At 71.4% G+C, this 18,701-nt stretch carries 23 protein-coding genes; 12 read left to right on the top strand and 11 right to left on the bottom strand.

All coding sequences use genetic code 11. The features are described from left to right. Positions 1-28: 28 nt before the first annotated feature. The 4 genes from SOM08_RS00555 to SOM08_RS00540 all read right to left on the bottom strand — a co-directional run bounded on the left by SOM08_RS00555 (position 29) and on the right by SOM08_RS00540 (position 5,196). Complete coding sequence (locus SOM08_RS00555) at positions 29-1,339, bottom strand: NAD(P)/FAD-dependent oxidoreductase (RefSeq protein WP_116959035.1); 1,311 nt, start codon at positions 1,337-1,339, stop codon at positions 29-31. Between the two features lie 108 nt (positions 1,340-1,447). Beyond that, on the bottom strand, positions 1,448-2,371 hold the full coding sequence (speB, locus tag SOM08_RS00550; RefSeq protein ID WP_116959036.1) for an agmatinase: 924 nt from the start codon (positions 2,369-2,371) through the stop codon (positions 1,448-1,450). A 254-nt stretch (positions 2,372-2,625) separates the two neighbouring features. Further along, positions 2,626-3,930, bottom strand: a complete 1,305-nt coding sequence (locus tag SOM08_RS00545; RefSeq protein ID WP_322469836.1) for an AsmA family protein — start codon at positions 3,928-3,930, stop codon at positions 2,626-2,628. Positions 3,931-3,999: 69 nt separating this feature from the next. Next, positions 4,000-5,196: a YbfB/YjiJ family MFS transporter gene (locus SOM08_RS00540; protein ID WP_416186985.1), complete on the bottom strand. Its 1,197-nt coding sequence runs from the start codon at positions 5,194-5,196 to the stop codon at positions 4,000-4,002. Positions 5,197-5,303: 107 nt separating this feature from the next. Here SOM08_RS00540 and SOM08_RS00535 point away from each other — a divergent pair, with 107 nt between their 5' ends. Continuing rightward, a complete protein-coding gene (locus SOM08_RS00535; RefSeq protein WP_322469835.1) occupies positions 5,304-6,668 on the top strand; it encodes a transaminase in 1,365 nt (454 codons plus the stop codon). A 2-nt stretch (positions 6,669-6,670) separates the two neighbouring features. Here SOM08_RS00535 and SOM08_RS00530 read toward each other — a convergent pair whose 3' ends face one another. Then, positions 6,671-7,252: a hemerythrin domain-containing protein gene (locus tag SOM08_RS00530; protein ID WP_116959039.1), complete on the bottom strand. Its 582-nt coding sequence runs from the start codon at positions 7,250-7,252 to the stop codon at positions 6,671-6,673. Positions 7,253-7,412: 160 nt separating this feature from the next. On the opposite strand from SOM08_RS00530, the gene SOM08_RS00525 reads away from it, so the two are divergent. From SOM08_RS00525 to SOM08_RS00485, 9 genes are all read left to right on the top strand, one after another. After that, positions 7,413-7,610: a heavy-metal-associated domain-containing protein gene (locus SOM08_RS00525; RefSeq protein WP_116959040.1), complete on the top strand. Its 198-nt coding sequence runs from the start codon at positions 7,413-7,415 to the stop codon at positions 7,608-7,610. Beyond that, the gene (cueR, locus tag SOM08_RS00520; protein ID WP_116959042.1) at positions 7,610-8,092 is read left to right on the top strand and encodes a Cu(I)-responsive transcriptional regulator; all 483 of its coding nucleotides are present in this window, start codon (positions 7,610-7,612) and stop codon (positions 8,090-8,092) included. The genes SOM08_RS00525 and cueR overlap by 1 nt, the downstream gene beginning before the upstream one ends. 46 nt (positions 8,093-8,138) lie before the next feature. Beyond that, on the top strand, positions 8,139-8,747 hold the full coding sequence (locus SOM08_RS00515) for a Spy/CpxP family protein refolding chaperone (protein WP_116959044.1): 609 nt from the start codon (positions 8,139-8,141) through the stop codon (positions 8,745-8,747). Between the two features lie 306 nt (positions 8,748-9,053). Then, positions 9,054-9,815: a septum site-determining protein MinC gene (gene minC, locus SOM08_RS00510; RefSeq protein ID WP_322469834.1), complete on the top strand. Its 762-nt coding sequence runs from the start codon at positions 9,054-9,056 to the stop codon at positions 9,813-9,815. Positions 9,816-9,846: 31 nt separating this feature from the next. Next, positions 9,847-10,662, top strand: a complete 816-nt coding sequence (gene minD, locus SOM08_RS00505) for a septum site-determining protein MinD (protein WP_322469833.1) — start codon at positions 9,847-9,849, stop codon at positions 10,660-10,662. A 3-nt stretch (positions 10,663-10,665) separates the two neighbouring features. Continuing rightward, a complete protein-coding gene (gene minE, locus SOM08_RS00500; protein ID WP_070399603.1) occupies positions 10,666-10,926 on the top strand; it encodes a cell division topological specificity factor MinE in 261 nt (86 codons plus the stop codon). A 180-nt stretch (positions 10,927-11,106) separates the two neighbouring features. Next, positions 11,107-11,358: a translation initiation factor IF-1 gene (gene infA, locus SOM08_RS00495; protein WP_035622498.1), complete on the top strand. Its 252-nt coding sequence runs from the start codon at positions 11,107-11,109 to the stop codon at positions 11,356-11,358. A 176-nt stretch (positions 11,359-11,534) separates the two neighbouring features. Next, a complete protein-coding gene (locus SOM08_RS00490; RefSeq protein ID WP_322469832.1) occupies positions 11,535-12,005 on the top strand; it encodes a hypothetical protein in 471 nt (156 codons plus the stop codon). Positions 12,006-12,095: 90 nt separating this feature from the next. Beyond that, on the top strand, positions 12,096-12,725 hold the full coding sequence (locus SOM08_RS00485) for a LysE family transporter (protein WP_116959052.1): 630 nt from the start codon (positions 12,096-12,098) through the stop codon (positions 12,723-12,725). 15 nt (positions 12,726-12,740) lie between these two features. Here the strand turns inward: SOM08_RS00485 and SOM08_RS00480 are convergent, their stop codons facing one another. Further along, positions 12,741-14,039, bottom strand: a complete 1,299-nt coding sequence (locus SOM08_RS00480) for an NAD(P)/FAD-dependent oxidoreductase (RefSeq protein WP_116959054.1) — start codon at positions 14,037-14,039, stop codon at positions 12,741-12,743. Positions 14,040-14,258: 219 nt separating this feature from the next. Here SOM08_RS00480 and cadR point away from each other — a divergent pair, with 219 nt between their 5' ends. After that, complete coding sequence (cadR, locus tag SOM08_RS00475; protein ID WP_322469831.1) at positions 14,259-14,696, top strand: Cd(II)/Pb(II)-responsive transcriptional regulator; 438 nt, start codon at positions 14,259-14,261, stop codon at positions 14,694-14,696. A gap of 1 nt (position 14,697) precedes the next feature. Then, positions 14,698-15,153: an AAC(3)-I family aminoglycoside N-acetyltransferase gene (locus SOM08_RS00470; protein WP_322469830.1), complete on the top strand. Its 456-nt coding sequence runs from the start codon at positions 14,698-14,700 to the stop codon at positions 15,151-15,153. Between the two features lie 18 nt (positions 15,154-15,171). On the opposite strand, the gene SOM08_RS00465 is transcribed toward SOM08_RS00470, so the two are convergent. The 5 genes from SOM08_RS00465 to SOM08_RS00445 are packed head-to-tail and all read right to left on the bottom strand — an operon-like array spanning position 15,172 to position 18,644. Continuing rightward, positions 15,172-15,732 carry a hypothetical protein gene (locus SOM08_RS00465; RefSeq protein ID WP_116959062.1) on the bottom strand — a complete coding sequence of 187 codons (561 nt, stop codon included), beginning with the start codon at positions 15,730-15,732 and terminating at the stop codon, positions 15,172-15,174. 36 nt (positions 15,733-15,768) lie between these two features. Beyond that, a complete protein-coding gene (locus SOM08_RS00460; protein ID WP_116959064.1) occupies positions 15,769-16,119 on the bottom strand; it encodes a Na+/H+ antiporter subunit G in 351 nt (116 codons plus the stop codon). Then, positions 16,116-16,394 carry a K+/H+ antiporter subunit F gene (locus SOM08_RS00455; protein WP_116959066.1) on the bottom strand — a complete coding sequence of 93 codons (279 nt, stop codon included), beginning with the start codon at positions 16,392-16,394 and terminating at the stop codon, positions 16,116-16,118. Before SOM08_RS00455 ends, SOM08_RS00460 begins: the two co-directional genes overlap by 4 nt. Positions 16,395-16,452: 58 nt before the next feature. Beyond that, on the bottom strand, positions 16,453-17,001 hold the full coding sequence (locus tag SOM08_RS00450; RefSeq protein WP_322469829.1) for a Na+/H+ antiporter subunit E: 549 nt from the start codon (positions 16,999-17,001) through the stop codon (positions 16,453-16,455). Then, positions 16,998-18,644, bottom strand: a complete 1,647-nt coding sequence (locus SOM08_RS00445) for a monovalent cation/H+ antiporter subunit D (protein WP_116959076.1) — start codon at positions 18,642-18,644, stop codon at positions 16,998-17,000. The genes SOM08_RS00450 and SOM08_RS00445 overlap by 4 nt, the downstream gene beginning before the upstream one ends. Positions 18,645-18,701 lie beyond the last annotated feature (57 nt).

The raw sequence follows: 18,701 nt of genomic DNA, 5'->3' as shown, positions 1-18,701 counted from the left end.
TCGCATTCCCGATCGGCAGGAACGCCGCTCACACCGCGTCGCGCAGCCGGTGCCACCACATGCCCAGCGCCAGGCTGGGCGTGCGCAGCAGCGCGCCACCGGGGAAGCGGTGGTGCTTCAGGCGCGCGTAGAGGTCGAAGCGGCCGGCCTGGCCCAGCACGGCCTCGGCCACGAGCTGGCCCGCCAGGCCCGTGAGCGCCACGCCGTGGCCACTGAAGCCCTGCAGGTAATACAGGTTGTGGCCCAGGCGGCCGAAATCGGGCGCGCGGTTCATGCTGATGTCGACGAAGCCGCCCCACAGGTGCTCCACCGGCACCGCGCCCAGCTCGGGGAACACGGCCGCCATGCGCGCGCGCATGGTGGCCTGCAGGTGGCGCGGCGTCATGGTGGTGTAGCTGACGCGGCCGCCGAAGAGCATGCGGCGGTCGGCGCTGAAGCGGAAGTAGTCCAGCACGAAGTTGTTGTCGCAGACCGCCGCGTCGCCGGGGATCAGGCGCTCGGCCAGTTCCGCGCCCACCGGCGCCGTGCCCAGGATGTAGGTGCCCACGGGCATGATGCGCGCCGCGATCTCGGGCGCCACCTCGGGCCCGTGCTCGGGCAGCATGCAGTTGCCCGCCAGCACGCCGAAGCGCGCCGAGACCTGGCCGCGCGCCGTGCGCGCCACCAGGGTGTCGCCGCGCTGCAGCGCGGTGACGGCCGAGCGTTCGAAGATCCGCACCCCCGCGGCCTCGGCGGCGCGCGCCAGGCCCAGGGCGTACTTCAGCGGGTGCAGGTGGCCGCTGCGCTGCTCACGCGCCGCCGCCGCGTAGTGGTCGGTGCCGATCAGGCGGCGCGCGTCGGCGCCCTCGGCCCAGTCCACCGCGATGCCACGCGCGGCCAGGCCATCCATCTCGGCGCGCAGCTCGCGCGCCTTGCGCGCGGTCTCGGCCACATAGACGTAGCCGAAGCGCCGGTCGCACTCGATGCCGTGCTCGGCGATGCGCTGGTCGATCAGGTCCACAGCCTCCACCGACATCGCCCAGGCGCGCTCGGCGTCCTCGCGACCCAGCTGCTGCTCGAACGGGCCCTGCCCGCTCGCGTAACCCACGATGGCCTGGCCACCATTGCGCCCGCTGGCGCCGCTGCCGATGCGATCGGCCTCCAGCACCACCACCGACAGGCCGCGCCGCGCCATCTCCAGCGCCGCCGACAGGCCCGAGAAGCCCGCGCCCACCACCACCGCGTCCACCTTCAGGTGTTCCTGCAGCGGCGCGCGCGCCGGCCCGCGCTGCACGCTGGCCTCGTAGTAGCTGCGCTGGTTGAGCTGGGTGTCCGAGCCGATGAGTGAAGCGCCCCACATATCAGCCGCCCCCGTGCCGCGCGGCAGGCCTTCCCCCCGCAGAGGGGACGGCGCCTGCGGCCTGGCAAAGCCCGCTTGGCGGCGCCCCACGATGAAGACAGGCCGCGCTCATCGCTGCTGTGCCACGCGGCCGGCCAGGTAGGTCCACACAAAGCAGGCGGCCGCGTTGCTGGTGAGTTCGGCGTGGTCGTAGGCGGGCGCCACCTCCACGCAGTCCATGCCGATCCAGCGCAGGTCGGCCAGTTCTTCCAGGAAGGTGAGCACCTGCGAACTCGTGAGCCCACCGGGTTCTGGCGTGCCGGTGCCGGGCGCGAAGGCCGGGTCCAGCACGTCGATGTCCAGCGTGAGGTAAGCCGGCCGCCCGGCCAGTCGCTCACGGATGGCGCCGATCACCGGCCCCAGGGCCGCGCCGTCCAGCCCGCGCAGCTCGCGCGCGGTAAAGATCTGTCCGCCCTGATCGGCCACGTAGTCGCGCGCGGCGCGCTCGCCGCTGGAGCGGATGCCGATCTGCACCGTGTGCGCGGCGCTCACCAGGCCTTCCTGGATGGCCTCGTAGGTCCAGGTGCCGTGGCCCGAGGGCTCGCCGAAGTGGTCGCTCCAGGTATCGCAGTGGGCGTCGAAATGCACCAGGGCCAGTGGCTCGCCGCCGTGGCGCGCCTTGGCCGCGCGCAGCAGCGAGAGCGTGACCGAGTGGTCGCCGCCCAGGAAGACGCAGTGGTGTTTGTCCATCAGTGCCGTGGCCTGGCGCTCGATGTGCGCGCGCACCTCGGGCAGCGGCGAGGCGTTGGGCAGGCGCATGTCCAGCGCGTCGCCCAGGTGCTCCAGCGGCGAGACGTCGAACACCGGGTGGATGCCGTCGCACAGCATGAGGCTGGCGGCGCGGATGGCCTGCGGCCCGAAGCGCGCGCCGGGGCGGTTGGTCACCACGCCGTCGAAGGGAATGCCACAGACCGCGTACGGCTGGTCGGCCAGCGGCGCGCAGGCCAGGAAACGATTGCTGTTGTTGGCGTAGGCGAACTGACCAAGGGCCATGGCGGGAAGCGGTGTCGGTGAAGGGAGCGCAAGGCGGTGGGCGACGATAGCGCCGCGCCCCGGCGCCACAGGGGACCACTTGGACCGCGAACCCGGTGTCCACCCGCGGCGTTCCCGTCAGGCGAAATCCGGCCCTGGCGGCGGTCACGTCGGCGGCGTCCGCGCGGCAGGCCCAGCGCTTCGTGAACGCACCCGACGGGCCGCTGGGCGCGAAGGTCGCCTGTTGCGGGCCCGATACCGCCTGAGCCCCGGGTTCAGCGCCCCTTCTCGCGGCCGCCGAACAAGCCCTTGAGCCCTTCGCCCAGCCGATCGCCGATGTTGGCGCCCGCCCCGGTGCCCACGCCCGGCATCACCGCCGTGCCGATGGCCGCGCCCAGCAGCGCCGCGCGCGTGAGCGTCACCTGAGGGTCGTCCAGCGTGCCTCCCACCGCCAGCGGCACGCCCACCACGCCGGCCGTGGCCCCGCGGGTCACGTCCACGCGCACGCGGCCCGACAGCGCCCGGCCCGGCGAGATCGCCACCTCGCCCGTGGCCGCGAGCAGGCCCGAGTTCGCCACCAGGTTCGACAGCTGAATGGCCTTGCCGCGCGTGTTCACCTGGCCGGCCAAGGTGTCGAGTTCGGTCAGCCCGCCGCTGGACAGGCCCACGGTGCTCGCCGCCTTCAACAGGTCCAGCCCATGCAGCGTGGCACCGCTGACGGTGAAGCGCGTGTCGCTGTGCAAAGCGTTCACCAGCGCCTCGGCGCTCACGCGCTCGGGAAAGCGCGCATCCAGCGTGGTGTCGGCCTGCAAGCGGCCCGTGAGCGTCTTGCGCGGCGCGGTCAGCGCCGACACCTCCACGCCCTCGGTGCGCAGCCGGCCATCCAGCACCACGCGCCGATCCTTCGCGCCGGCGCCGGGCAAGGTCACCGCGACGGGACCCCGCACGCGGCCCCCGCCCACCCGCGCATCCAGCGCCCAGGTCGTAGCCTCGCCCTCGCGGCGCAGCGTGGCCGTGGTGCCGCGCAGCGCGCCGCCCACGATGGCCAGCTCGGCCTTGGCGGGCCAGCCGTCGTCGGCGAAGCGCAGTTCGGCGTTCACCGTGGTGCGCGCGCCGTCGGCCGCGAGCCAGCTCACCTCATCGAGCACCAGCTCGCGTGGCAACAGCGAAAAGTCGATGGCCTCGCCATCGGCCGGCGCGGGCGCCGGCGCGGCCCGCGCCCGCGCACCCAGCAGCGCGACCGTGGCCTCGGGCAGCACCGCCTGCCGCACCACCAGCGTCTGCACGCGCAACCGACCGCCCAGCAAGTCCCACCAGCGGGGCCGCAGCTCCACGCGCTGCAGCGACAAAGGCGTGCGCGCCTGGATGCTCAGCCCATCCACCGCCACGCCGGGCACCGGCCACAGCGCCAGACCGATGGCCTGCGCGCGCACCGGCGCGCCCAACACATCGCTCGCCTCGGCCGCCAGCCGCTCGCGAAAGGCCTCGCCCGCCACCCAGCGCTGCAGGGCCAGCAGCAGGGCCGCGAGCAGCAGCAGGGGCAGAAGGCACCAGAGGGCGATTCGAAGGGGTCGGCGCATGCCGAAATTGTGCCCAGCCTGTGGCGCTTACCCGGCGCGCGAGCCGCCGCTCACGCCACCGCCCCGCCCTCACAGCGGCCGCTGCCGCCAGGCGAACGCGGCCCCCAAGGCCAGCGCCGCGGACGAGAACACCAGGCCACGCGCCAGTCCGCCGGGGCCGTCGCTGATGAAACCCGTGAGCACCGGACCGACGATGTGCCCCACCGCGAAGCAGATGGTGAAGCCGCTGATGCCGCGCGCCCACTGGGTCGCTGGCAGGTTGTGGCGCACGAAAGCCGTGGTCGAGGCCACGACCGAGAGGAAACTCAGACCGAACAGCAGCCCCGAGGCCACGGCCACCATCCAGCCGCTGGCCAGCGCCGGCAGCAGCGCCGCCACCGCCAGCAGCGCGCTCAGGCGCGCAAAAGCCCCGCCACCGCGCTCGCGGTCGAACAGGCCGGCCCACACGCGCGGCGCCACGAACACCGCCACGCCCAGCAAGGTGAAGTAGCTGGTGATGCCCGCTGCCGACAGGCCCTGCTCGCGCAGCAGCGCGACGGAGAAGGTCATGTAGCCGATGTAGCCGGCGCCGAACAGGCCGTAGCCGAGCAGCAGCCAACCCATGTCGCGCAGGCGCGCGGGCGGCCGGCCCGGCGCCGCCGGGGCCGCGGCGTTCGACGGCCCGGACCGCTCGTCCAGCACCCGCGCGGGCCAGGCCATGAAGACCGAGGCCAGCGCGCACAGCAGCGCCAGTCCCCACCACGCCCAGGCCCAGGCATGCGCCTGCGCGGCGGCCGCGTGCAGCAGCGGTGGCACGGCCAGCGCCGAGGCCACGATGCCCAGTCCCGCGCCGCCGTAGTACAGGCCCAGCAGCAGGCTGCCGCGTTCGGCGTCGCGCGCGGCCAGGCGGGCCGCGAGCAGGCCACCCGAGATGAACTGGAAGGCGCTCAGCACGCCCGCCGTCAGTCGCTGCGCCAGCAGCGGCCCCGGCTCCACCAGGAAACCCGCCAGCGCCATCAACAGCGTGGCCAGCCAGCTCCCCCACAGGAACAGCCGCGACGGCCCCAGGCGGCGCATCAGCACCGGCGTCAGCAGCGCGCCCAACAGGTAGCCCACCGCGTTGACCGTGTTCATGGTGCCCGCCAGCGTGTAGCTCCAGCCCAGGTTGTCGCGCATGGGTGGCAGCAGCAGGCCGTAGGCGAAACGCGTCACCCCCAGCGACACCGCGGCGCCCAGCGACAGGACCAGGGCCAGGCGCATCAAGGGCAGCGGGTTTGGCGAAGGCATGGCGGGCATTGTGGGCGCAAGCCTTGGCGGGCCCTGTCGCGCCGGTCCTCCAGGCCCGCCGGTCACTGGACCTGTGCGGGCCGCGCCCCGCGCCGTAGAGTGACCCCATGAACGCCTTCGCCATTCCTTCCGAGCGCCTCGCGGCGCTCCACCGGTCCGAATCCGAGCGCTTCATCGCCACCCACCCGCGCTCCATGGCCCAGGCCGAAGCGGCACGCGCCCACTACCTCTTCGGCGTGCCCCTGCACTGGATGCGCGACTGGCCCGGCCCCGCCACGCTGGCCGTCGAGCGAGCGCAAGGCGCCGCGCTGTTCTGTGCCGACGGCCTGCGCTACAGCGACTTCTGCCTCGGCGACAGCGGGGCCCTCTTCGGCCACAGCCCCGAACCGCTGGCGCAGGCCATCGCGCAGCAGGCCGAGCGCGGCCTCACCTGCATGCTGCCGTCCACGCACGCGCTCGCCGTGGGCGAGGCCTTGCAGCGCGTGTTCGGCCTGCCGGTGTGGCAGCTGGCGCTGTCGGCCAGCGACGCCAATCGCTTTCTGCTGCGCTGGGCGCGCGCCGCCACCGGCCGGCCCCAGGTGCTGGTGTTCGACGGCTGCTACCACGGCGCGGTGGACGACACCCTGGTCGACCTCGACCCAGCCTCGGGCACCACCGTGCGCCGCCCTTCGGTGCTGGGCCAGGTGCACAACCACCACGCCTTCACCCGCGTGGTGCCCTTCAACGACCTGGCCGCGCTGGAGGCGGCGCTGTCGCGCGGCGACGTGGCCTGCCTGCTGGCCGAACCGGCGCTCACCAACTTCGGCCTGGTGCCACCCAACCGGGGTTTCTGGCCCGTCGCGCGCGAGCTCTGCCGCCGCCGCGGCACGCTGTTCGTGGTGGACGAGACGCACACGCTTTCCACCGCGCTCGGCGGCTACGCGCGCGCCCACGAACTGAACCCCGACGCTCTGGTGGTGGGCAAGGCCGTGGCCGGCGGCCTGCCCTGCGCGGTCTATGGCGTGACGGCCGAGCTCGCGCAGCGCATGGCGCGCGCCAAGGACAGCGCGCCCGAGGGCCACAGCGGCATCGGCACCACGCTGTCGGGCAATCCACTGACCCTGGCCGCGCTGGAGGCGGCGCTCACCCACCTGCACACCGAGGCCAACTACGCCCACATGCTGGCCATCGCCGCGCTGTTGCAGGATGGCCTGCTCAAGCGAGTGCACGCCGCCCACCGGCCCTGGACCGTGACGCGCCTCGGCGCCCGTCTCGAGCTGCAGTTCATGCCACGCACCCCGCGCCAGGCCCAGGACGTGCGCGAACACGCCCAGGGCGCGCTCGAATCCTTCACCCACCTGTTCATGCTCAACCGCGGCGTGCTGCTCACGCCCTTCCACTGCATGATGCTCGCCAGCCCGGCCACCACGCCCGCCGACGTGGAACGCCTGCTGTCGGTGTTCGACGAGCTGCTCGCGGCGCTCGCCGCCTGACCTCAGCCCACGCCCACCGGCGAGGGCGCGAGCCGCACGATCCGCGTGAACAGGCGATCAAAGGTGGGGTCTCGCTGGCCCTCGGGGCTCAGCGGGTCCACATGGCTGGAGAAGGCGGCATCCAGCGCGCGGCGGTCGGCTTCGTCCAGCAGTTGCTCCGCCGCCGGCAGCACCACCTGCTCCTCCAGCTTCATGTGGGCCAGGTAGAAGCGCACGTAGGCCTGGGCCTCGTCCACGAAAGCCTGGCGCCGGGGCTCGCCCAGGTACTCCCAGGCCATCAGCAGGTGCACCAGCTCGCGCACGCGGTCCTCGCCGCCCATGTGTTCCTTCTCCAGGCGCTGGATGGTCTCCAGCGTGTGCGGCGCGGCGCGCGCCACGCGTGGGAACAGCAGGTCCGACTCCTTCGGGTGGTGCAGCTTCTCGGGAAACTCGCCGATGTAGAACAGCATGGCCCGCAGCACATCGAAAAAGCGCTCGGGGCCATCGGTCTCGGGACCCCGATCGATCATCACCAGCATCGAGCGCAGCATCGCCGACAGGCTGGCGTGTTCGTCCCGGACGGTGCGCAGGGCGTCGGATTTCATGGCGGATCTCCTCGAGGGTGGAACCCCCGCAGCTTCCCACGCGGCGCCCGAACGCGCCTTGATGCAGGTCAAGGCCGCTCCGCGCCCCCAAACCCGTGCGCTTGACCTTGACACCGTGTCAAGCTTGAGAATGCCTCTACCCCAACACAGGAGCCTCTCCATGAACCAGACCTTCACCGTGCAAGGCATGACCTGCGGCCACTGCGAACGCAGCGTCACCAACGCCATCAAGCAGATCGACCCCGAAGCCGAGGTGCGCATCGACCGGCCGCAGAACCGCGTCGAGGTGCACAGCAGCCAGTCGCGCGAGAAGATCGCCGCGGCCATCCGCGAAGAAGGCTACGCGGTGGCGGGCTGATGGACACCCACACCACCGCCTGGCCGGTCAACATCGGCCAGGCCGCGCAGCTCAGCGGCATCTCGCCCAAGATGCTGCGCCACTACGAAGGCCTGGGCCTGCTCGGCGAGGTGCGGCGCACCGACAGCAACTACCGCCAGTACGCCGAATCCGACGTGCACACGCTGCGCTTCATCCGCCGCGCGCGCGACATGGGCTTCACGCTCGACGAGATCCGCGACCTGGTGAACCTCTGGCACAACCGGCGGCGCAGCAGCGACACCGTCAAGCGCATCGCGCAAAAGCACATCGGCGACCTGGCCGAGCGCATCGCCGCCCTGGAGGCGATGCGCCGCACCTTGGAAGACCTGGTGGTCCGCTGCCCCGGCAACGACCGGCCCGACTGCCCCATCCTGGACGACCTGGGCGGCGGCGCCGACAAGGATCTTTACAAGAACCACACAGAGCCTGCCACTTTGCTGCACAGATCCCGCCCACAGTGAGACCCACGCCACCAGCCGGTGGTCCCACCGTACCAAGGAGTGCCCCATGAAACCCTCGTTCAGCCGCCGCGCCTTTGCCGTGACCGCCGCTGCCACCGCCATCACGGCCCTGTCCTTCACCGCCGTCGCCCAAGGCGTTGGCGCACCGGCCCAGCCGGCCGCCGCCGCCAGCGCCGCCCAAACCCAGGCCCAAGCCCCCCGCCACGACCCGCAGCGCCACGCCCAGCGCATGGAACGCCTGCAGCAGCGGATGGCCGAGCACCAATCCCGCTTGAAGGACAGCCTGCAGCTGCGCCCCGAACAGGAAGCGGCCTGGAACGATTTCGTAGCGAAGATGAAACCCGCCCCCCAGCCCGCGGGTGAACGCCCCAACCGGGAGGACTGGGCCAAGCTCAGCACCCCCCAACGCCTGGACCGCCTGGACGCCATGAAGGCCGAGCGCGACCGCCAGGTGGCGCAACGCCACGACGCGATCCGCCGCTTCTACGCCCAGCTCACGCCCCCGCAGCAAAAGGCCTTCGACGCGCAGCGTGGCATGGGCCTGGGCGGCATGCGCCACGTGGGCCATCGCGGCCCCATGGAGCGTTTCGACCGAATGGGACACGGCGGCCAGGGCTTCAAAGGCCATGGCGAACCGCGCCAACCCCGCCTCTGACTTCTTCCTACTGAATCAATTTCTTAAATTAGTAGTAGTAGATAAGGGGCGCTGTCTTCTGTGGACAAGCGCCCCTTGTCCTTTGGCGACAAGGATTTTTCGATCCTGACAAGTCTGTGTGAAGCACCCGGCTGAACGCGGGTCGTGAATGGGGACAAACCGCGGTCACCCGCTCCTTCTGTGGACAAGTCATGGCTTGTTCCAGAATTACCCACAGCTTTGTTCCAAAGTCTGGTGACAGTTGCTCACGAAAGGCCTTGGCACCCGCTGCTACACTGCGCGGCTTTCGCCCGCCCGCCTTTCGTAATGCCCGTGTCCCTCGGCGGCCAAGCGCCCGCCAGCTTCGATCTCAAGAGCGTTCACCTGCCGCTGCTGGCGCTGCTGCTCAAGTCGGGCGACATGGAGTTGCTGCGCCGCGAGTTCGGCCAGCGCTACGGCGATCAGCCCGAGTTTTTCGACCACGACCCGCTGCTCATCGACCTGCAAGGCCTGAGTGGCGAGCAGGCCCTGCCCGATCTGATGCAGGTGAGCGAGTTGCTGCGCGCGCACCGCCTGCGCCCGGTGGCCGTGAACGCGGCCAGCGAGGCCCAGCGCGCCGCCGCCCAGGCCGCCGGCCTGCCGTTGGCCGACGCACCGCTGCTCACCCGCCAGGGCCACGCACCGGCGCCGTCCGCCAATGCGGCCCCGGTGGCCGCGCCACCGCCACCGCCGGTGCCTGCGCCGGGCGCCCTGGTCATCGACAAGCCCCTGCGCTCTGGCCAGCAGGTCTACGCGCGCGGCGGCGACCTGGTGGTCATGGCCATGGTGAACCCCGGCGCGGAGGTCATCGCCGATGGCCACATCCACGTCTACGCCCCGCTGCGTGGCAAGGCCATGGCCGGCGCACGCGGCCATGCGCAGGCGCGCATCTTTTCCCTGGCCATGGCGCCCGAGCTGATTTCCATCGCGGGCGTGTACCGCACCAGCGAGGTGCCGTTGCCCGAGGCCCTGCTGGGCCGGCCCGCCCAGGTGCGCCTGCACAGCACCGCCGACGGTGACCGCCTCGTCATCGACGCCCTGTCCACCTGAAACCGAACCACCGAATCTACGGAGCCATTCCATGACCCGAATCGTCGTCGTCACGTCCGGCAAGGGCGGGGTGGGCAAGACCACCACCAGCGCGAGTTTTGCCACCGGCCTGGCCCTGCGCGGCCACAAGACCGCGGTCATCGACTTCGACGTCGGCCTGCGCAATCTCGACCTCATCATGGGTTGCGAGCGCCGGGTGGTCTACGACCTGATCAATGTCATCCAGGGCGAGGCCAACCTCAACCAGGCGCTCATCAAGGACAAGCAGGTCGACAACCTGTACATCCTGGCCGCCAGCCAGACGCGCGACAAGGACGCCCTCAGCCAGGACGGCGTCAAGCGCGTGCTCGACGAGCTCTCAGGCATGGGCTTCGACTACATCGTCTGCGACTCGCCGGCCGGCATCGAATCCGGCGCGCTCATGGCCATGCACTACGCCGACGAGGCCCTGGTGGTGACCAACCCCGAGGTGTCCAGCGTGCGCGACTCCGACCGCATCCTGGGCATGCTGTCCAGCAAGACGCGCCGCGCCATCGAGGGCAAAGAAGCCATCAAGGAGCACCTGCTCATTACGCGCTACAACCCCAGCCGCGTGGCCGACGGCCAGATGCTCTCGCTGCAGGACATCCAGGACATCCTGCGCATCCCGCTGATCGGCGTGATTCCCGAGAGCGAATCGGTGCTGACCGCGTCCAACCAGGGCACGCCGGCCATCCACCTCAAGGGCAGCGACGTGGCCGAGGCCTATGGCGATGTGATCGACCGCTTCCTGGGCAAGGACAAGCCGCTGCGCTTCATCGAAGCCGAAAAGTCCGGCTTCTTCAAGCGCCTGTTCGGAGGGAAATAAGGCATGTCCCTGCTGTCTTTCCTGCTGGGTGAGAAGAAAAAGACCGCCTCGGTCGCCAAGGAGCGCCTGCAGATCATCCTGGCGCACGAGCGTTCCGGTCGCAGCGCCGCCGAGCCCGACTACCTGCCCGCGCTGCAGCGCGAACTGGTGGCGGTGATCGGCAAATACATCCGCATCAATCCCGACGACATCAAGGTCCAGCTCGAGCGCCAGGACAACCTCGACGTGCTCGAGGTCAAGATCGAGCTGCCCGAGCACCGTTGAGCCCAGGCCGGTAGAATCCTCAGGTTTCGCGCGCTCCGCAGCGCGCCCCGCCCGGACTCCCGCCCCGGGCCTGCCGCTGGCCATCGCCCTGATGGCCTTTTTCACGCACCCCTGCCCCGTGGCCGCCCGGCGGTCGCGCGATGGTTTGTTGGCGCGTGGCCGTCTCTGGAAAGGAACCGCATGGCCAAGGAAGAACTGATCGACATGATGGGTATCGTCAACGAGGTGCTGCCCGACACGCGTTTTCGCGTCACCCTGGACAACGGGCACCAGCTCATTGCCTATTCCGCCGGCAAGATGAAGAAGAACCACATCCGCATCCTCGCGGGTGACCGCGTGTCGCTGGAGCTGTCGCCCTACGACCTGACCAAGGGCCGCATCAACTTCCGCCACCTGGAAGGACGCGGCCCGGCGACGCCGCGCCGCCGCTGAAACCAAGAAAGTCATCAGCATGTCACGGTCGGGCCGTACAGCGCCCGATCGGCGGCATTCAGCGCACCGCTTGATTGGCCGAGAACATGGCCAGGGCTCCGCCGGAGCCGCCGTGTTCGAGGTCAGCCATGTGGGTGCGTTTCTCCCGTTTTTCTGGTCGGTGCCCAGCCCGTTCGGTGCTGCTGCTGGCCCTGGGCCTGCCGCTGCTGGCCTCTGCCGCCCCGGATGAGGCAGCGCCCCCGGCACCGGCCACGCCGGCGGCCCAGATCTGGATCAACGTGGGTGGCTTTTCGCGCCACTTCGACCGCAGCAAGCACCACAACGAGCGCAACTTCGGCTTCGGCATCGAGTGGCGCACCTCGCCCGAGCTGTCGTACATGGCCGGCGTCTACGACAACAGCGTGGGCAAGCATTCCCAGTACCTGGCGGCCAACTGGCAGCCCTGGAGCCTGGGCCCGGTCAAGCTGGGCGCGGCGGTCGGCCTCATGAACGGCTACCCGGCGATGAAGCGCGGCGGCACCTTTTTCGCCGCCCTGCCCATGGCCTCCCTGGAAGGCCGGCGCTTCGGCATCAACCTGGGCCTCATTCCCTCGATGAAGGACGTGGACGGCGCGGTGGTGCTGCAGTTCAAGCTGCGCCTGCACTGAATCGGGCCCCGGGCGGCGACCCGCGGCGGCGTGGGGCCGCCCGCCTGGCGCTAGCATTGCCGGCTTCGCCTTTCCCACCGAGCACCCACCATGGAATTCGCCACCTGGCTCGCCTTCTTCGCCGCCTCCTGGGCCATCAGCATCTCGCCGGGCGCGGGTGCCGTGGCCGCCATGAGCGCCGGCCTCTCGCACGGTTTCCGCCGCGGCTACCTCACCACCCTGGGCCTGGTGCTGGGCATCTGGACGCAGATGCTGGTGGTCTCGGTGGGTCTGGGCGCGCTGGTCACGGCGTCCGGCACGGCCTTCCTGGTCGTCAAATGGGCCGGCGTGGCCTACCTGGTGTGGCTGGGCATCCAGCAATGGCGCGCGCCCGCGCGGCCCCTGGCCAGCGGCGATGAGGCGGCCACCAGCCGGCGCGCGCGCGACCTCATCGCGCGCGGCTGGATCATCAACGCGCTCAACCCCAAGGGCACCGTCTTCCTGCTGGCCGTGGTGCCGCAGTTTCTCGACCTGGCGCAGCCGCTGGCGCCGCAGTACCTGGTGATTGGTCTGACCCTGGGCTTCACCGACCTGGTGGTGATGGCCGGCTACACGGCGCTGGCCGCGCGCCTGCTGCGCACGCTCAAGTCGACCGCGCACATCCGCGCGCTCAACCGCGTGTTCGGCACGCTGTTCGTGGTCGCGGGCGGCCTGCTGGCGATGTTCAAGCGCAGCGCCTGAGCGCCGCCCCACCGCTCAGTGCAGCTTCACCAGCGGTGTCGCCCGCTTCACCAGGAAGCGCGCCACCGCCAGCGTGGCCGTGCGCGCCGTGCCCAGCACCGCCTGGTGGTGCATCAGGTGCAGGCTGGTGTACATCACCCGCGCCAGCAGGCCCTGCACGAACCAGCTCGGGCCGAACAGCTTGCCCATGAGGCTGCCCACCGAACTCTGGGTGCCCAGCGACACCAGCGAACCGTGGTCGTGGTAGCGGTACGGCGTCGGGCTGGGTGGACGGCCTTCGGCCAGCTGGCGCAGGCGCTTGGCCAGGTAGCTGGCCTGCTGGTGCGCCGCCTGCGCGCGCGGCGGCACCAGGCCGCCGCCCGGCAGGGCGCAGGCCGCGCAATCGCCCAGGGCATGGATGGCCTCCTGGCCCTTCACGCGCAGGTCAGGTTCCACCTCCACCTGGCCTGATCGAGTGACCGGCAGGCCCTGCTCGCCCAGCAGCGCCGGCGCCTTGATGCCCGCGGCCCAGACCACCAGGTCGGCGGGAAAGCTCCGGCCCTCGGTGTCGGTCACGGCGTCGGGCGTCACGCCGGCCACGCGGCAGGACGTGACCACGTTCACCGCGCGTTCGCGCAACAGGGCCGTGGCCGAGGCCGACACGCGCTCCGGCAGCGGCGCCAGGATGCGGTCCGCGCCCTCGATCAGGGTGAGTTGCACGTCGCGCAGGCCGTCGAGGCGGCGAAAGCCGTAGCGCGTGTGCACCTGGCTGGCCTCGCGCAGCTCGGCCGCCAGCTCCACGCCGGTGGCGCCGCCGCCGATGATGACCACGCGCACCGCCGCCTCCACGCCCGCGCTCTTGCGCAACTCGGCCGCCGTCAGCAGCTTGAGCATGCGCTGGCGGAAACGCTCGGCGTCGGCCGGCTGGTTGAGTGACATGGTGTGCTCGGCCGCGCCGGGCACGTTGAAATGGTTGGCGGTGCTGCCCAGCGCCAGCACCAGCTGGCCATAGACCAGCGTGCGCTCGGGGATGAGCAGCTCGCCGTGCTCGTCGCGCACCGCGTCCACGGTGATCAGCCGCTGCCCGGCGTTCAGGCCCTTGAACGCGCCCAGGCAGAAGGTGAAGCGGTTGTCGTGCGCCAGCATCTCGTACGACAGACCCTCCTGGTGGATGTCCAGCGTGCCGGCGGCCACCTCGTGCAGCGAGGGCTTCCAGATGTGGAAGAGCTGGCGGTCGACCAGGGTCACGCGCTCGGGGCCAAGCTGGCGGCCCAGCTTGCAGGCGAGTTCCAGGCCGCCGGCGCCGCCGCCGACGATCACGATGGGGTGGTTCATGCCAAGGTCCTTCGCGGCAAAGGGCGCCGCACTGGGCCCATCATGCCAAAGGCCCGCCGCCGCCCATTGGCGCAGCAGCAGGGTTTTCATCGGGACCGGGTGCGAAGGGCCGGTCCCGATTGGACCAGAGCGCCCGCGGGGCCTTGAAATGCCCCGATCCACCCTGAAGTGGCTACAGTGTCGGCCACCGCCCGCCACACTGCCTCCAGGAGCCCGGCCATGCAGATCAAGGACCTCTCCCGCGCCACCGGCGTCGACATCGAAACCATCCGCTACTACGAGAAGCAGGGCCTGCTGCCCGAGCCCGCGCGGCGCGACAACGGCTACCGCGACTACGCCACCGAGCACCTGGAGCGTTTGGCCTTCATCCGCCACTGCCGCGCGCTGGACATGCCCCTGGCCGACGTGCAGCGCCTGCTGGGTTTCCTGGACGACCCCGATTCGCACTGCCGCCACGTGGATGGCCTGGTGGACGAGCAACTGGCGCGCGTGCGCGCCCGGCTCAAGAGCCTGCGCGCGCTCGAAAAGCAGCTGCTGCGCCTGCGCGAGCGCTGCCAGGACGGCGAGGGCGGCTCGAGTTGCGGCATCCTGGACGAGCTGGTGTCGGCCGCGCACGGCGAGGCCTGCGCCTGCCACGCCCAGGCGGCGGGGGCCTGAGATGGCGGCCCCCACCCTGCGCCGGCTCGGACCGGAGGACCACGCCCTGCTGTTGCGCCTGAACGCGATGTTCGCCGTGGCCTTTGGCGACGACGAGACCTACACGGGCGCCCCGCCCGACGAAGCCTGGGCGCGCGAGGCCCTGGGCCGCCCTGGCCTGATCGCACTGGTGGCGCTCGATGGCGAAACGGTGGTGGGTGGCCTGGTGGCCTACGAGCTCGACAAGCTGGAACGCCGCCGCCGCGAGGTCTACCTGTACGACCTGGCCGTGGCCGAGGCCCAGCGCCGCCGGGGCATCGCCACGCAACTCATCGACCATTTGCGCGCCATCGCGCGCGAGCGCGGGGCCTGGGTGGTGTACGTGCAGGCCGACCACGGCGACGAGCCCGCGATCGCGCTGTACACCAAGCTCGGTGTGCGCGAGGACGTCATGCACTTCGATCTGCCGCTGGACTGAGCGCGCGGCCCGGGGGGCTCAGACCCGCGAGCCGGTCGCCTGCTCGATCGCGTGCATCGCGGCCTTGAAGATGCGCTGGCGGTCGGCCAGCTTCACCTTGTGTTGCTCGTGCAGGTCGTTGAGGGCGATCGTCAGGTCCAGCATCAGGTTCTTCAGGGCCTTGCGGTCCAGCTCGTGGCCGATGCGGCCGTTGGGCAGGCGCACGCCCGGCCCCAGCGGCAGCAGGCACAGCAGCAGCACCGTCCACAGCTCGGGCACCGGCGCCAGGAAGTGCAGCCAGTACGGCCAGCGCTCGTGCAGGGCGCGCAGCATGTCGCGGCACTCGGGGATGGTGTGCACCTGGCGCGGGTCGCGGTCCAGTCCGCTGAAGGCGAAGTACACGCCCGCGGTGAGCTGCTCCACGCGGATGGTGTTGTCCGACAGGTGCAGCAGGTCTTCCACGCAGCGGCCCAGGCCCTCGCCGCTGCCGTCGGCCAGGTTGAGCGTGAGCACCAGGCGGTGCAGCTCGGTGGGCAGGGCGTCCAGCCCCGAGCCCAGCGCCAGGCGCTGGGGGGTGCCGTCGGGATCGTCGAGTGCCATGGGTCGCGATTCTGCGCTGAAGCCGGGCGCGCCCGGTCAGCGCCGTCCCGCCAATGGGGGAGGCAGCGGGTCGCCGGCCTGGCGGCGGCGAAACAGCGCCGCGCGCGCCAGCACGATGGTGGTGACCGGCGCGGTGATGGACAGCACGATGATGATCAGCCACACGTGCAGGGCCAGGCCCTCGGCGTGCGCGGTGAAGTGCACGATGGACGCCAGCGTGACGATCCAGGCCCCCAGCGTGGAGGCCAGCGCCGGCGCGTGCATGCGCAGGAAGAAGTCGGGCAGGCGCCACAGGCCCAGCGCCGCCACCAGCACCACCACGCCGCTGGCCAGCAGCAGCGCGGCGACCAGGATCTCGGTCCAGGGGGGGATGTCGGCGGCGCTCATTCGATGACCTCCCCGCGCAGCAGGAACTTGGCCAGCGCCACCGAGCCGACGAAGCCGAACAGCACCATCAGCAGCGCGCCCTCGAAGTACATGTCGCTGTCGTAGCGGATGGCCAGCACCAGCATCACCAGCATGCCCACCACGTAGAGAAAGTCGACCGCCAGCACGCGGTCCTGCGCGCTGGGGCCGCGCAGCAGCCGCGCCAGGCCCAGGCCCATGGCCAGCAGGTACATCACCACCGTGGCGGTGATCGCCATCGTCAGCAGGGAACTCATGGGGACACCTCCGCGCAGCGCGCCGCGGTGCGGGCCCCTTCGGGCGGCCGTGCCTTGCTCATCCAAAAACCTCCTTCAGGGGCAGTTCGTAGTCGGCCTTGTAGTGGGCGATGAAGGCCGCCTCGTCGTCCAGGTCGAACACGTGCAGCAGCAGCGCCGCGCAGTCGGGCGCGAGTTCGCACCACACGGTGCCGGGGATGACGGCGGTGATCATGGACAGCGCCGCCAGGCCGTGCACGTTGCGCAGGTCCAGAGGGATCACCACGAAGCGCCCGCGCGGCGGTTCGCGCCGCGAGCGCGCGACGCCCAGCGCCACGTCGATCGCCGAGCGCACCACGTCGCGGCCCACGCGAAGGATGAGGCGGATCAGCGTGCCCCAGTGCCGCAGCGGGCCGGGCGTGGGGCGCAGCGGCGCCATCAGCAGCGGCACCACCACCGCCACCAGCAGGCCCAGCCCGATCTGGCCCCAGCCCAGGCTGCGCGTGAGCAGCAGCCAGCCGCCGAACAGGCCCAGCGACAGCCAGGGGGACGGCAGGATCGCCGCCCGGACGCCCGAAGGCGCCCGCTTCGGGGCCGCGGGCGGCGCTGCATCGGTGAGGCGCTTCATGGCGTGCCTCCGCGAACGCTGGGGTGCGGCACGGTGATCGCGCCGCGCACCGCGTCGATGTAGCGCTGCGGCTCGTGCAGCGAGTCGGCCGTGGCGCGGGTGTAGCCCAGCACGGTCTCGGCCTGGCCCACCATCAGCAGGGCGGCGCCCAGCAGCGCGGCGATGGGCAGGGTCTCGGCCACGCGCAGGCGCGGCGCGGGCCGGTCCTGCGTGGTCCAGAAGTGGCGCATGCCCACGCGCATGAGCGAAATGGCCGCGAACAGGCCCGACACGATGAGCAGCGCGAACAGCGTCCAGGCGGCGGCGCCGCGCAGCTCCAGCAGCGCGCCCAGCATGGCCAGCTTGCTGACGAAGCCCGAGAACGGCGGCAGGCCGGCGATGACCATGGCGCACAGGGTGAAGGCCACGCCGAGGAAGGCCAGCGCGGCCGGAATGGCGCGGCCGATGAGTTCTTCCTCGTTGTCGTCGAGGTTGATGCCGCGCGGCGGCTCGGCGTCCAGGAAGGCGGGCAGCGCGTAGTTGCCGTCGTCCCAGTCCTCCGGGCCCTCCGGCACCTGGCGCGCGCGCTCCAGCAGCTCCACCAGCAGGTACAGCGCGCAGCCGGCCAGGGTGGAGCTGGCCAGGTAGAACAGCGCCCCGCTGCTGAGCGCGGGCGCGTCGAAGCCGATGGCCGCGACCAAGGTGCCGGAGGACGCGATCACGCTGAATCCGGCCAGCCGGTTGAGCTGCTGCGAGGCCAGCATGCCGATGGCGCCGAAGGCCAGGGTGGCCAGGCCGCCCCAGATCAGCACCGTGCCGCCAAAGCCGGCCGAGCTGCCGGCGTCGGCGGGGAAGCACAGCGTCCACAGCCGCAGCACGGCGTACACGCCCACCTTGGTGAGGATGGCGAACACCGCGGCCGCCGGCGCGCTGGCCGCGCCGTAGGCCGGCGGCAGCCAGAAGTTGAGCGGCCACAGCGCGGCCTTGGCCAGGAAGGCGATGGCCAGGATGGCCGCGCCCGCGTGCAGCAGGCCGCGGTCGCGATCGGCCACCAGGCTGAGCTTGTCGGCGATGTCGGCCATGTTCAGCGTGCCCGTGACGCCATACAGCAAGGCCACGCCGATGAGGAACAGCAGCGAGGCGAACAGGTTGATGGCGATGTAGTGCAGGCCGGCGCGCACGCGCGCGATGCCGCCGCCGTGCAGCAGCAGGCCGTAGCTGGCGGCCAGCAGCACCTCGAAGAACACGAACAGGTTGAACAGGTCGCCCGTGAGGAAGGCGCCGTACAGGCCCATCAGCTGCAGCTGGAACAGCACGTGGAAGTACACGCCCGCGTGCTGCCAGCGCGCCAGGGCATAGAGCAGCGCGGCCAGGCCCACCGCCCCCGCCAGCACCGCCATGAAGGCGGCCAGCGGGTCGGCCACCAGCACGATGCCGAAAGGCACCGGCCAGTTGCCCGGCAGATAGACGCCAAAGGCGGCCGGGCCGCCGGCCTGCACGCGCAGCAGCAGCCAGATCGCCAGCGCCAGGCCCAGCGCGGTGGAGGCGGTGTTGATCGCGGCCTTGGTGCGCCGGCGGCCCTCGCCCAGCATGAGCATGAGCGCGGCCGTGCCCAGCGGCAGCAACACGGGCGCCACCAGCAGGTGTTCGGTGGCGGCGATCATCGGATCACCCCCGCGCGGCGCATTGCGGTGCGCCCCCCTTCGAGCGGTCGTGCGGCG

The sequence above is a fragment of the Hydrogenophaga sp. SNF1 genome (assembly GCF_034421675.1).
GTDB lineage: Bacteria > Pseudomonadota > Gammaproteobacteria > Burkholderiales > Burkholderiaceae_C > Hydrogenophaga > Hydrogenophaga borbori.
The sequence above is the reverse complement of the archived record's forward strand: the minus strand, read 5'-3'. Positions and strand labels throughout refer to the sequence as shown.

Bases quoted from the DNA above. Each gene is read 5' to 3' on its own strand.
- SOM08_RS00555 (WP_116959035.1), bottom strand. From the start codon at position 1,339: ATGTGGGGCGCTTCACTCATCGGCTCGGACACCCAGCTCAACCAGCGC.
- speB (WP_116959036.1), bottom strand. From the start codon at position 2,371: ATGGCCCTTGGTCAGTTCGCCTACGCCAACAACAGCAATCGTTTCCTG.
- SOM08_RS00545 (WP_322469836.1), bottom strand. From the start codon at position 3,930: ATGCGCCGACCCCTTCGAATCGCCCTCTGGTGCCTTCTGCCCCTGCTG.
- SOM08_RS00540 (WP_416186985.1), bottom strand. From the start codon at position 5,196: ATGCCTTCGCCAAACCCGCTGCCCTTGATGCGCCTGGCCCTGGTCCTG.
- SOM08_RS00535 (WP_322469835.1), top strand. From the start codon at position 5,304: ATGAACGCCTTCGCCATTCCTTCCGAGCGCCTCGCGGCGCTCCACCGG.
- SOM08_RS00530 (WP_116959039.1), bottom strand. From the start codon at position 7,252: ATGAAATCCGACGCCCTGCGCACCGTCCGGGACGAACACGCCAGCCTG.
- SOM08_RS00525 (WP_116959040.1), top strand. From the start codon at position 7,413: ATGAACCAGACCTTCACCGTGCAAGGCATGACCTGCGGCCACTGCGAA.
- cueR (WP_116959042.1), top strand. From the start codon at position 7,610: ATGGACACCCACACCACCGCCTGGCCGGTCAACATCGGCCAGGCCGCG.
- SOM08_RS00515 (WP_116959044.1), top strand. From the start codon at position 8,139: ATGAAACCCTCGTTCAGCCGCCGCGCCTTTGCCGTGACCGCCGCTGCC.
- minC (WP_322469834.1), top strand. From the start codon at position 9,054: ATGCCCGTGTCCCTCGGCGGCCAAGCGCCCGCCAGCTTCGATCTCAAG.
- minD (WP_322469833.1), top strand. From the start codon at position 9,847: ATGACCCGAATCGTCGTCGTCACGTCCGGCAAGGGCGGGGTGGGCAAG.
- minE (WP_070399603.1), top strand. From the start codon at position 10,666: ATGTCCCTGCTGTCTTTCCTGCTGGGTGAGAAGAAAAAGACCGCCTCG.
- infA (WP_035622498.1), top strand. From the start codon at position 11,107: ATGGCCAAGGAAGAACTGATCGACATGATGGGTATCGTCAACGAGGTG.
- SOM08_RS00485 (WP_116959052.1), top strand. From the start codon at position 12,096: ATGGAATTCGCCACCTGGCTCGCCTTCTTCGCCGCCTCCTGGGCCATC.
- SOM08_RS00480 (WP_116959054.1), bottom strand. From the start codon at position 14,039: ATGAACCACCCCATCGTGATCGTCGGCGGCGGCGCCGGCGGCCTGGAA.
- cadR (WP_322469831.1), top strand. From the start codon at position 14,259: ATGCAGATCAAGGACCTCTCCCGCGCCACCGGCGTCGACATCGAAACC.
- SOM08_RS00470 (WP_322469830.1), top strand. From the start codon at position 14,698: ATGGCGGCCCCCACCCTGCGCCGGCTCGGACCGGAGGACCACGCCCTG.
- SOM08_RS00465 (WP_116959062.1), bottom strand. From the start codon at position 15,732: ATGGCACTCGACGATCCCGACGGCACCCCCCAGCGCCTGGCGCTGGGC.
- SOM08_RS00460 (WP_116959064.1), bottom strand. From the start codon at position 16,119: ATGAGCGCCGCCGACATCCCCCCCTGGACCGAGATCCTGGTCGCCGCG.
- SOM08_RS00455 (WP_116959066.1), bottom strand. From the start codon at position 16,394: ATGAGTTCCCTGCTGACGATGGCGATCACCGCCACGGTGGTGATGTAC.
- SOM08_RS00450 (WP_322469829.1), bottom strand. From the start codon at position 17,001: ATGAAGCGCCTCACCGATGCAGCGCCGCCCGCGGCCCCGAAGCGGGCG.
- SOM08_RS00445 (WP_116959076.1), bottom strand. From the start codon at position 18,644: ATGATCGCCGCCACCGAACACCTGCTGGTGGCGCCCGTGTTGCTGCCG.